Consider the following 12,645-nt stretch of genomic DNA (forward strand, 5'->3'; position numbering starts at 1 on the left):
CCGGCATAGTCGAATTAACTTTGTTACCCCAGAGCAAAGGCACTTAGGTCTGGATGAAGAAATATTATCGAAGAGGGATGAGCTTTATCGCAAGATGAAAAGAAAGAACCAAATAAGGTGGTCAAAAGCTACGCGGAACTGGGAGAAAGTGGGTGACGTTAAGTTGAACCCGGAGAAGGAAAAACAAGCAGCTTAAATGCTCAGGCGACAACTACCTTGAAAAACGCCGGATGCGGCAGCACATTTACCGTTCAGCTATTATTAGATATTGGGAAACGCCACAAGCCATCAACACACTTGAGCCACGAGAACGTGACAACAAAGCCTCTCTAGGCAGTTTCAATATTTTGTTGGTAGAAGATGTCAAAACAAACCAATTGATAGCCGAAGTGATTCTTGATGAAAACAACTACCCTTGCACCACCGCTAATAATGGGCAGGAAGCCATTCAAATATTGAAAGAAAGTAATACACAATTCGACCTGATATTAATGGACTGCCAAATGCCAATTATGGATGGCTACGAAGCGACTAGAAAAATTCGAAAAGGGTCTGCGGGTGAACATTATACAAGAATACCAGTGGTCGCCATGACAGCTCACGCGATGAAAGGCGATCGAGACAAGTGTATCGAAGCGGGTATGAACGACTATTTATCAAAACCTTTTTCACCAGAAGAAATGTTAGAAAAACTACAATACTGGTTATAAAAGAACGGTTAGCATATTAAGCGAGCTATTAACTATAACTTATAAATCAAGCGTGATTAGGTAGAAATTATGAAAAGCTTATTATTCTCTACAAATTTAGCATTATTGGGGCTACTTACAGCAACCCTTGCTTATTCTTCCGAAAAACAGGTATCCCTTTCTTACGTTGATTACCCACCCTACTACGGAAAGACTCTAGAGAATGGAGGCCCTATAAGTGAAATCATTTCAGCTGCTTTTAAATTAAAAAATTACAAAGTAACGAAAGAACAACTGCCATGGTCTAGAGCGCTAGAATGGACCAAAGAAGGTAAATTCGACGGTATCTATACCGCCTGGTACAGGAAAGATCGAGAAAAAGATTTCGCCTATTCTGCAGAGCTCCCTGCAAATAAAGTAGTTTTATTCAAACGCAAAGACGCTCAAATCAATTATCAAAGTTATTCAGATCTAAAACCCTACACCATCGGCGTTGTTCGCGGATACGCCAACCCACCAGGCTTCGATGAAGCAGGCCTAACCCTCGCCCCCGTAACGACAGATAAACAGAACCTATTAAAATTATCTGCTTCCCGAATAGATTTAGTATTAGTAGATAAAGCACTAGGAAATTACATCATTAAAACGCAAATTCCTGATATGGCAAATCAACTCTAATCACTTGAGCCACCGCTAAAAAAAGATCCGCAATACTTGATGTTTTCAAGAAGTTCGCCTGGCTACCAAATAAAACTCAATGATTTTAACGATGGTCTGAAACAACTCAAAGAGTCGGGGGAAATAAAAGCGATCCTAGAAAAGCATGGGTTACAGTAGATAACTGTATCCTATCTGGGTCTAAGGTCAAATATTAGCCCTTACCCTATAGTAAGTTCGATAAGGGGCTTTTTAGCTATTCGCTGGTTACTGAATATCTTCAGAAAACTTGTCTCGACCAGAAAAGTATAGATTCTAGTCCTTGGGTGGAGGCGGTGCGAGGACTTCTCTAGATCCATTATGGCCGGCAGCACTGACAACACCAGCTTGCTCCATTGCTTCAACCAGGTTTGCAGCTCGGTTATAGCCTACCTTCAGCTTTCTCTGCACTGAGGAGATAGATACTCTTCTGGTTTCCGTAACAAATGCTACAGCCAGGTCGAACAAGGCATCTTGTTCGTTGTCTCCACCACCTTCTTCTGCAAAGGCTGCTACCGCGGGGTCTGAGCTATCGCCACCAGATAGAACCTCTTCAAGATAATTAGGTTGCCCGCGTTCTTTCCATGCTTCAACCACCTTATGAACTTCGTGGTCATCAACAAAAGCACCGTGAACACGAATTGGCACACCACTACCTGGTGGCATATATAGCATATCACCGTGACCCAAGAGCTGCTCTGCTCCACCCTGGTCCAATACGGTTCTAGAGTCGATCTTTGATGATACCTGGAAGGATATACGGGTAGGAACGTTTGCTTTGATCAAACCGGTAATGACGTCAACTGAGGGACGCTGAGTTGCGAGAATAAGGTGGATACCGGCGGCTCTTGCTTTTTGTGCGATACGCGCGATTAGCTCTTCGACCTTCTTGCCAACAATCATCATCATGTCGGCAAACTCATCAATAATTACCACTATAAAGGGTAAAGTCTCAAGATCCGGACGGTCACTTTCTTCATTTCTTAGGTGTAAATCTGGCACCCAGATAGGGTCCTTCATGGGCTCGCCGCGCTCAATAGCTTCTTTAACCTTTCGGTTATAGCCTGCAATGTTACGAACGCCCAAAGAAGCCATCAACTTATAACGGCGCTCCATTTCGGCAACACACCAACGCAGAGCATTCGCAGCCTCTTTCATATCGGTTACCACTGGGGTTAATAGGTGCGGTATACCATCATAAATTGAAAGCTCCAACATCTTTGGATCAACCATGATAAAACGCACTTCATCAGGTTGTGCTTTAAACAGCATACTTAGAATCATACTGTTAACACCAACCGACTTACCTGAACCCGTCGTACCGGCTACCAGCAAGTGCGGCATTTTCGCCAAGTTTGTAACGACCGGGTCGCCTGCAATATCGTTTCCTAACGCCAGGGTAACCGGTGACTCTGCATCATCATAATCCTTAGATAGCAAAACTTCGCTAAAGCGGACAATCTCTCGGTGCTCATTTGGTATCTCGATACCAACTACTGACTTACCAGGGATAACTTCAACCACCCTGACAGCAAGTACTGCCAAAGAACGAGCCAGATCCTTCGCTAGATTAGAAATCTTACTAACTTTTACACCGGGGGCTGGCTGAATCTCAAAACGTGTAATCACCGGGCCGGGATTAACCTCTACAACTTCCGCTTTGACACCAAAGTCGCCCAGCTTCTCTTCAAGTAGCCTAGACATATGCTCGAGCATCTCTTTGGAGAAGCCGAGTTTTTTATTAGTTTCTGCAGGATCAAGTAAAGATATAGACGGTAAAGGACCCTCTGAAGCAATAAACAAACTCCCCTGCTTTTCATCTTCCAAGCGCTTACTTGCTTTGCTCTTCTTAACAAAAGGTGAGATTTTAATTCCAGACTTCGTTTCGCTAGACGCATCACTTGCAACCTCAACATCATCTGCTTTGCCTTGCGCCTTGGTACCCGCTTTGACCTGAATAGGCGGCGACTGTTCAAGCTCGGAATCTACTGGAGAATATGGTTGTTTGCCTTTTGAAGTCTTAGGTGAGGCACGGCCCTTATCATCAATATAAGGCTCACTTCGCTTAGTGGCTTCACCCGTATCGGTTTTCTTAGAAAGCTTTTCTTTTAAAGCAGTGAGTTTTCCTTTAAGCAAAGAAACGGACCCTGTACTTGAATCTTTTTCGGCACGCTCCGGTGAAACATCGTTAACAGGGCGACGATCGTTAATATGAATTTCTCTTTCTTTAACTTGCTCTGCGATTTGAGAGGCTTCAGCGTCGCGCTTAAGCTTTTGATCAAGGCGCAGATCACGTTTATCAAGATACTTTGAATATAGGCGCTTAATAACGACAGATAATTTATCGTAAAGTTTAATCGTCAACGCTCCGGTTTTATCCATCAGCCCTAACCAGGAAATCCCGGTAAAAACTGTCAGACCAAATAGAAGCATCGACACTAACATCAAAGTAGTGCCCAGGATGTTAAATTGAGCGAGCATACTGTTTGATAATTCCATACCAACAATACCACCCGAAACGTTATCTAAGCCTGCGACCGAATAAATAGCCAATAAACCCGTGGCACCAAGCAAAGTCAGAACAAAACCGATAACCCGAATGATAAACATTGGCCAATGAAAGACCTTCCTGGACTTTCTATTCTTAAAAAGCAGCGCGGCGCGATAGCCGATTAATATTGGGAAGAGGTAGGAAACATAGCCAAAAAAGTGCAGCAGTATATCGGCAAACCATGCACCGGCTTTACCACCGTAATTTGAAGCAACCTGATTTGTACCCGTGCTACTCCAACCAGGATCCATCGGAGAGTGGGAAATTAATGCAGCGAACAGAAAAATGCAGACAGCAACCGTTAGAATCAAGGCACCTTCACGCGAGCCTTGGGATAAATAGGCATGAAAATGATGTTGTTCTGAGTTACTACTACCAGGTTGTGCCATGTCGCTTATCACTGAATTACTAACTATGGTTGGCGAATCGAAAAAATATAAGTGTACGGACTATAGCTAACAGTATAGGAAAGCTTGAGGTATTTTTTAACTTTTATCGTTAATTATATGAAATATAGGAAAAAAGCTTTGCAGCAACAGGCTTTATTAAGCGATTGCTGCAATGCCACGACTCAAGTCTGCGATTAAGTCATCAGTGCTTTCAAGCCCAACCGAGATTCGAATCAAATTATCACTGATACCCGATTTATCACGATCTTCCTGACTTAAACGACCATGAGTCGTTGTCGCAGGATGAGTAATCGTAGATTTAGCGTCACCTAAGTTAGCGGTAATTGAAACAAACTCCAGCGCATCTATAAAGCGCCAAGCTGCTGCCTTGTCTCCCTTAATTTTAAAGGACAATACACCGCTATTTCCTGTTTGTTGGGATGCAACCAGGTCTGCCTGAGGATGACTTGCTAAGCCAGAGTAAAACACTTGGTCAACTTCAGCTTGTTCTGACAACCACTGAGCGATTTTCATAGCCCCATCACCGTGAGCTTTCATACGTATACTCAGGGTTTCTAAGCCCTTCAGCATCACCCAGGCATTAAAGGGGCTCAAGGCAGCACCGCCAGAACGGATAAAACCATGAACCTCTTCGATAATTGCATTTGAGCCGACAACCGCGCCACCCAAACAACGTCCTTGGCCGTCAATGTATTTAGTCGCTGAATGCACTACGATATCAGCACCAAGCTTCAAAGGCTGCTGCAAGATAGGTGTACACATGCAGTTATCAACAACAAGCAAGCAGCCTTTCGAATGACGCCCTTGTCTCGCCAGTTCTGCCAGTCTTGCGATATCAACTACTTCACACAGTGGGTTCGACGGCGATTCAAGGAATAGAAACCTAGTATTGTCCTTGATGCTGGTCTGCCATTGCTCGTAATCAGTCAGATCAACAAAGCTAATCTCAACACCAAACTTCTTTACAAACTTTTCTAGCAGAACTGTCGTCGTGCCAAAAACACTGCGCGAACAAATGACATGATCACCCTGCTCTAACAGAGCGTAGCAAACAGACATAATAGCAGCCATACCCGATGCTGCAGCAACACCACGCTCGCCTCCTTCTAAGGCAGCTAAGCGCGCCTCAAACATCGCAACCGTTGGATTGGTGAAACGCGCATAGATGTTCCCAGGCTCTTCGCCTGCAAATCGTGCAGCAGCTTCTTGCGCTGAATTAAACACAAAGCTTGAGGTCGGAAAAATCGCTTCGCTGTGTTCAAGCTCAGGACTTCTAATTTGCCCAGCTCGTACTGCAAGCGTCTCTAAACCAACACCGTCCAAATTTGGAACGGGAATATTACCTTTCGGTGGCTGGCTATTCGCCATCTCTTCTCACCTTTAATTCGAATTTTTAGTTTTCTATGACAAATAATGAGCTAATTCAGCCTTAATTGTCGTTATGAAGATCGATAGTGGCGTCATCTTCATTTAACTTCTTTTTGTTTGAATCATTACGTGCTTGCTCAAGCCTGTCGAGGTAATCACCACATATATCACCCGTTGGATAGACTCCGTTGAAGACCGAGCAATCAAACTCATCAATGTCTTCGTTTCCATCTTTCGCACAACGAATAAGATCTTCCAGGTCTTGATAAACTAGCCAGTCTGCACCAATAATTTCCTGAATATCTTCAACCGTGCGGTCATGTGCAATCAACTCAGTTGCAGCAGGCATATCGATACCGTAAACATTTGGGTATCTTACCTCAGGCGCGGCAGATGCAAAGTACACGTTTTTAGCACCAGCGTCTCTAGCCATTTGTACGATTTCACGACATGTCGTACCCCGTACAATTGAGTCATCGACCAACATAACGTTTTTATCTTTAAACTCTAGTTCAATGGGGTTCAACTTCTGACGTACCGACTTCTTACGCTGATTCTGGCCTGGCATAATAAAAGTACGACCAATATAGCGGTTCTTGATGAAGCCTTCGCGAAACTTCACACCCAACTCCACCGCCATTTGCATTGCAGAGGTACGGCTAGTATCGGGGATAGGCATGACAACGTCGATATCGTGATCAGGACGCAGTCGTTTTACTTTTTGGGCAAGTGTTTCACCCATACGCAGGCGCGCCTTGTAAACAGAGACCTTATCTATAATAGAATCAGGGCGCGCGAAGTATACGTGCTCGAAAATACAAGGTGTCAGTTTAGGGTTTTCAGAACATTGCTGTGTATGCAGTGTTCCATCATTCTCAATATAGATCGCTTCACCAGGCTCTATATCGCGCACAAGCTCAAAGCCTAGGGCAGCAAGCGCTACGCTTTCGGAAGAAATCATATATTCGGTGCCCTGCTCCGTCTCACGCTTGCCATAGCAAACCGGACGAATACCGTAAGGGTCACGAAAAGCCAACACGCCGTAGCCAGTGATCATGGCAATGACTGCATAGGCGCCTCGGCACCGCTTATGAACTTCTTTAACCGCGTTAAAGATTTCTACTTGCGTAGGTACCAGCTTTCCTTGCTCCTGAAGCTCGTGAGCAAAGACATTCAATAGTACTTCTGAATCGGAATTAGTGTTTACATGACGTAAATCCGACTTCAGAACCCCACTCGCTAGCTCAGCCGTATTAGTCAGATTACCGTTATGCGCTAAGGTAATACCATAAGGAGAGTTAACATAAAAAGGCTGAGCTTCCGCAGAACTAGAAGAGCCTGCAGTTGGGTAGCGCACATGCCCAATACCTACACTGCCTTGCAGGCGTTTCATATGCCGTGTACGAAAAACATCACGTACTAGGCCATTATCCTTTCTTAAAAAGAAACGATCATCTTGGCAGGTAACAATGCCGGCAGCGTCCTGGCCGCGATGTTGCAAAACGGTTAATGCATCATACAACGATTGATTCGCGTTGTTTTTTCCAACAACACCTACGATGCCACACATATGACTACCTCTTTAAAAACGTTTCTATCAAACTTTGGTTTCTTTATGACTTTCGAATACTGATCGAGACCATTGCTCTAATATAGACAAATTCTCGATCATTACCGAATTTTGCCACCAGTCGCTTTGCTCAAAAGGCGTTAAGCGAACAATGGCTACAAGCACAACTGCAAGAATTAACCCCCTGGCAAGACCAAACACAATTCCTAGCATTCTATCTATTGGGGTTAAGCCAGTTAAACGTATCAAAGCACCAACAATGAAGTTGATACCAGCACCCACCAGCAAGGTACCTATAAACAACATAATAAATGCTGCGATGGTTCTTAGTACTGGTTCATTAATTGAGTCAATCAATAAGGTTTGGAGATTAGGATGAAAGCTGCGCGCCACAATAAAGGCAACCACCCATGTAGCAAGCGACAAGGCTTCCTTAACAAAACCTCGCCTGAGACTCATTAAACTTGAAAGTGAGATAATGACGATGAGCGTCCAGTCGGCCCAATTTAAACCTGACATTTAAAGCGCATTAACCCCGTTAGTCTCTGACTTGCAATGATACATTTAACCCAAACAAATGATATCCAAAAAACAGGCGCGCATAATAACAAAGATAATGGGGGTTACGCATCAAAAAAGATGAGTCGACTATCAACCTTATACTTTTGGTCGAGTTTCTTCTTGGTTTTTTCAGCTTCACGCTTCTTAACAAAAGGACCGGTGAAGACCCTAATCGCTTTTTTACCGCCCAACAAAACTTCTTTTGTATGCCCGTCAAAACCATCGGCCCTGAGTTTGTCTCTTAGCTTATAAGCGTTCTCAGTTTTACTAAACGTTCCTAACTGAACCATCCAAATATTTTTAAAAACGGGCAAATGCGACACTTTTGGCTTGGAAGCCAGTGGACGTTTAGAGGCTGCTACGACAGGCTTAACTTCTTTGGGCTTAGGGGATTTTTTGACAGCTGCTGGGCTGGAAGGACTCTTTACCTGGACATCATCCGAAGGTTTTGACGCCTCATCGCTTAGGGCGCCAAGCTCAATTTTCTTAATAGCTTTCTCAGAGGGGCTTGGCTTAAGCAACTCATCACCCTCTACAACTTTACCCGTGTCGCTATCGACCGAGAGCACTTTGAACTGAGGTTGAACCGGCTTACCGATCTCTATTGTTTTATAGTCAGGTTTGGGTGGCACCGGTACTAAAAGACTTCGTCCTTCGTTATGAGGCTTATCAAAAATCATTGGCAGAAATATAATCGCCAAAGACAAGATAACGAACGCTCCGACCAAGCGTTGCTTTAAACTATCAACTGATTCACTCATAACTATCCATAAACTTTTTTGCGGCTTCGACAGTAAAGAACGAGCCAAACACTAACACAAGCGACTCTTTACCAGTAGTCATAGCCGATATTTCCTTCTCTTTTTGCTCTAGGCTAAACGCAAGTGCTTGATCTATCGTCTCGAAGCTAAGAACCTTATCGGACACTTCAGAAAGCACACTCTGCAATTCGGCAATAGACATTGCTCTGTCAACATTCAATGGCGCTATTAGCCAGCGATCCACAGATTCTGAAAGTTCCGCGACAACGCCTCGAACATCTTTATCTGCTAACGCAGAGAACACAACTTCAATTTTATCTTTTCCCTCACCCTCTTTTAACAAAAAGGACTTTAGGAACCTTGCTGCGTGAGGATTATGGCCTACATCAAAATATAAGCCTTTTACTTGGCTAGACTGTTCAAGGCGCCCTGACAACTTAACATTGCACATGCTTCGATATACCGAGTCGGCATCCAGCGAGCGGCCATCAAGCAATAGAGCGATTAACTGATAGGCGAGAAGAATATTGTTATCGGGTAAATTTAGCTTTGGAAACCCCTGAAACTTGAACCTACTCAAATCTTTCTGGGCAACACTCACCAAGTCATCGTCAATATAGAAATCTTCATGACAGACCAAGGTTTGACAAGCGAGCTTCTCAGCACATTCAAAGACGCTTTGAGGAAGGTTTTCACCAGCCAAAAATGGCTGACCTTTCCTTAGGATACCAGCCTTCTCTCTGCCTATTTGTTGAATATCGTCGCCGAGCCAGTCAATGTGATCAATGTCGATTGAAGTAATCACGGAGATATCTGCATCAACGATATTTACGGCATCCAAGCGCCCTCCTAAACCGATTTCGAGCAACACGACATCAAGATCTGCATTAAAGAGGACGTACAAAGCAGCCAAGGTGCCGAACTCAAAGTAGGTAAGCGGAGTGTCTCCCCTCACCTCGTCAATATATTGGAAGGCCTCAACAAGCTGATGGTCACTTGCATCAACGCCAAGCAATTGGACTCGTTCGTTGTATTTAGATATATGTGGAGAAGTATAGGTACCACACCTTAGCCCTTGCGAAGCCAGGCCAGCTTGGCTCAAAGCAATTGTCGAGCCCTTGCCATTAGTACCTGCGACCACCACAATTTTTCGCGGGCGCGCCTCAAAGCTCATTTTTTGGTAGACAGACTTTACTCTATCTAAGCCAAGCTCAATTTCTTTTGGGTGAGATTGTGATATGTGGCTTAGCCACTGATCGAGAGTGTTTAGCACGTTAGGCATGACTTAGGTAGACTGAAGCTCTTCACTCTCAGGTTCGGAATCAGAACCATCGCTATCAGCACTACTTTCTTCAGGTTTAGTCTCTTTAACTTCGTCCGGCGCTACTTTCGCCACTCTGAACTCTGTCAGTTTTGAAATAAGCGAAGACAAGCGATCCCTTAGTTCATGGCGCTCTAGTATCATATCGATTGCGCCATGCTCTAGCAAAAACTCACTCCGTTGAAAACCTTCTGGTAGCTTCTCTCGCACAGTTTGCTCAATAACACGTGGTCCGGCGAAGCCTATCAAAGCATTTGGTTCTGCGATATTCAAATCGCCCAACATCGCCAGACTAGCAGATACTCCACCAAATACAGGGTCTGTTAGTACAGAAATATAGGGAAGTCGTGCCTCTTTTAACTTCTCAAGTGCAGCGGCTGTTTTCGCCATTTGCATAAGTGAGATCAAGGCCTCCTGCATCCGCGCACCACCACTGGCACTAAAGCAAATCAATGGTTTACTTTCATCAAGACATAATTTTATCGCGCGAACAAATTTCTCCCCGACGACAGCCCCCATAGAACCACCAAGAAAAGAGAACTCAAATGCAGCAACGACAACCGGAACACCGTTTACTTCACCCTTAAAAGTAATCAAAGCGTCTTTTTCACCGCTCGCTTTTTGATTCGATACCAACCTGTCTTTGTATTTCTTCGTGTCTTTAAACTTCAGACGATCAACCGGCTCAAGGTTGGCATTAAGCTCAACCCGGTTATCGGGGTCAAGAAAGAGATCAATTCGCTGGCGAGCGGATACACGCATATGATGTTGGCATTTAGGGCAAACATTAAGATTTTTCTCAAGCTCAGGGCCATATAAAGCAGCACTACACTTTGGGCACTTTTTCCATACGCCTTCAGGTATATTGCCTTTTGAACCCGAGTCAGAACGAATCGACTTGGGTTTAATGATGTCCAGCCAACTACTCATTTTTCTACCTACACTCGTAACTTACACATTCAAAGTAAGAGATGGATTAAGCATCCATTGCAATACGCATTGATGAAACCAAGCCCTTAACGGCCTTATTTAACGCAACTTGATCATCTTTATTTTCAGCAATCAGATTTACAATGACGCTGCCAACAATAACGCCATTAGCTAACTTGGAAACAGCAGCAGCTGACGCTGCATCTCTAATCCCAAAGCCAACCCCAACCGGGATTTGGTTATATTTTTGGATCAATGCAACCTTCTCGGCAACCTCAGTTGTACTCAGTTCAGCTGAACCGGTGACACCTTTAACGGATACGTAATATACATAGCCGCTGCTATGACGACCGATATGCTGTATTCTCTCGTCGGTAGTTGTCGGTGCGATCAGGAAGATAGAGTCCAGATCATTTTCTTTCAGAAATGGTACAAGAGATTCAGCCTCTTCAGGCGGCAAGTCGACGATTAACGCACCATCAACACCAACCTCGGCAGCTTCAATAGCAAATTTTTCGTAACCTTTAATTTCCAAGGGGTTTAGGTAGCCCATCAATACGACCGGAGTATCTTGGTCTGTTTCACGAAATTCCTTCACCATCGAAAATATATCATCAAGCGATACATTGTGTTCAAGTGCACGCTCGCAGGCTAACTGAATTACCGGGCCATCGGCCATCGGGTCGGAAAATGGCACGCCAAGCTCGATTATGTCTGCGCCAGCTTCGACTAAGGTATGCATAATCTCAACCGTTGCGCCCGGTCTAGGGTCACCGCCAGTTACGTATGGGATTAATGCTTTTTTACCTTCGGCTTGCAAGTTCTCTAATACAGATTGAATACGACTCATAACTACACCTCAATTCCATCTATGCCAGCAACGGTATGAATATCTTTATCACCACGACCTGAAAGGTTAATGATCATAATTTTATCGGATGACATCGTCGCCGCCTTTTTAATTCCATAGGCGATTGCATGACTTGACTCAAGTGCAGGCATAATACCCTCAACTAGCGTTAGGCGACGGAATGCAGCAAGTGCCTCATCGTCGGTAACCGACACGTAATTTGCTCGCTTCATGTCCTTCAACCAGGAATGCTCAGGACCAACGCCTGGATAATCAAGCCCTGCAGAAATAGAGTGAGTGCCCTGAATCTGGCCAGCCTTATCAGACATCAAGTAGGTACGATTTCCGTGAAGAACTCCCGGAGCGCCAGCGCATAGCGGCGCAGCATGCTCACCAGTCTCGATACCGTGTCCTCCAGCCTCAACACCATACATCTCAACATCGTGGTCGCAGATAAAGGGGTAAAATAAACCGATTGCATTCGAGCCACCACCTACACAAGCGACTAAAGCATCAGGTAATCGCCCTTCTTTCTCAAGGCACTGAGCTTTTGCTTCTCGACCGATGATCGCCTGGAAGTCACGCACAAGCATAGGGTAAGGGTGAGGCCCCGCAACCGTACCAATAATATAAAAAGTATTATCGACATTCGTTACCCAGTCTCGAAGCGCTTCATTCATCGCATCTTTTAGGGTTTTAGTGCCGCTTGTTACTGCTTCAACTTCTGCACCCAGGAGCTTCATTCGATAAACGTTCAGAGCTTGACGACGCACATCTTCAATGCCCATAAAGACCTTACATTCGAGGCCCAAACGAGCTGCAACGGTCGCAGAAGCAACACCGTGCTGACCTGCACCTGTCTCAGCAATCACTCTTGGCTTACCTAAGTACTTAGCTAATAGTGCCTGACCGATGGTATTATTTACTTTGTGCGCGCC

The 12,645-nt window shown here is 44.6% G+C and carries 11 protein-coding genes and 1 pseudogene; 3 read left to right on the forward strand and 9 right to left on the reverse strand.

Translation table 11 applies throughout. From position 1 onward, the window contains the following. The 3 genes and pseudogenes from A3735_RS31995 to A3735_RS19650 all read left to right on the forward strand — a co-directional run. Window positions 1-196, forward strand: a pseudogene (locus A3735_RS31995) (IS3 family transposase); the annotation flags it as partial. A gap of 34 nt (window positions 197-230) precedes the next feature. Then, window positions 231-710: a response regulator gene (locus tag A3735_RS19645; protein WP_068638510.1), complete on the forward strand. Its 480-nt coding sequence runs from the start codon at window positions 231-233 to the stop codon at window positions 708-710. Window positions 711-779: 69 nt separating this feature from the next. Beyond that, on the forward strand, window positions 780-1,367 hold the full coding sequence (locus A3735_RS19650; protein ID WP_068511497.1) for an ABC transporter substrate-binding protein: 588 nt from the start codon (window positions 780-782) through the stop codon (window positions 1,365-1,367). A gap of 294 nt (window positions 1,368-1,661) precedes the next feature. Here the strand turns inward: A3735_RS19650 and A3735_RS32635 are convergent, their stop codons facing one another. The 9 genes from A3735_RS32635 to trpB all read right to left on the reverse strand — a co-directional run. Further along, a complete protein-coding gene (locus A3735_RS32635; RefSeq protein ID WP_068515756.1) occupies window positions 1,662-4,325 on the reverse strand; it encodes a DNA translocase FtsK in 2,664 nt (887 codons plus the stop codon). 156 nt (window positions 4,326-4,481) lie between these two features. After that, the gene (locus A3735_RS19660; protein ID WP_068515759.1) at window positions 4,482-5,714 is read right to left on the reverse strand and encodes an O-succinylhomoserine sulfhydrylase; all 1,233 of its coding nucleotides are present in this window, start codon (window positions 5,712-5,714) and stop codon (window positions 4,482-4,484) included. A 61-nt stretch (window positions 5,715-5,775) separates the two neighbouring features. Continuing rightward, entirely contained in the window at window positions 5,776-7,284 is a 1,509-nt protein-coding gene (gene purF, locus A3735_RS19665) for an amidophosphoribosyltransferase (RefSeq protein WP_068515762.1), read from the reverse strand. A gap of 27 nt (window positions 7,285-7,311) precedes the next feature. Beyond that, window positions 7,312-7,803, reverse strand: a complete 492-nt coding sequence (locus A3735_RS19670) for a CvpA family protein (protein WP_068515765.1) — start codon at window positions 7,801-7,803, stop codon at window positions 7,312-7,314. A 104-nt stretch (window positions 7,804-7,907) separates the two neighbouring features. Continuing rightward, window positions 7,908-8,606: an SPOR domain-containing protein gene (locus tag A3735_RS19675; protein ID WP_068515768.1), complete on the reverse strand. Its 699-nt coding sequence runs from the start codon at window positions 8,604-8,606 to the stop codon at window positions 7,908-7,910. Further along, window positions 8,599-9,888, reverse strand: a complete 1,290-nt coding sequence (locus tag A3735_RS19680; protein ID WP_068515771.1) for a folylpolyglutamate synthase/dihydrofolate synthase family protein — start codon at window positions 9,886-9,888, stop codon at window positions 8,599-8,601. The genes A3735_RS19675 and A3735_RS19680 overlap by 8 nt, the downstream gene beginning before the upstream one ends. A gap of 3 nt (window positions 9,889-9,891) precedes the next feature. Next, the gene (gene accD / locus A3735_RS19685; RefSeq protein ID WP_068513657.1) at window positions 9,892-10,857 is read right to left on the reverse strand and encodes an acetyl-CoA carboxylase, carboxyltransferase subunit beta; all 966 of its coding nucleotides are present in this window, start codon (window positions 10,855-10,857) and stop codon (window positions 9,892-9,894) included. Between the two features lie 46 nt (window positions 10,858-10,903). Then, a complete protein-coding gene (trpA, locus tag A3735_RS19690) occupies window positions 10,904-11,707 on the reverse strand; it encodes a tryptophan synthase subunit alpha (RefSeq protein WP_068513659.1) in 804 nt (267 codons plus the stop codon). 2 nt (window positions 11,708-11,709) lie between these two features. Then, a partial coding sequence (gene trpB / locus A3735_RS19695) for a tryptophan synthase subunit beta (RefSeq protein WP_068638512.1) occupies window positions 11,710-12,645 on the reverse strand: 936 nt, incomplete at its 5' end.

Source organism: Oleiphilus sp. HI0061, from assembly GCF_001635675.1.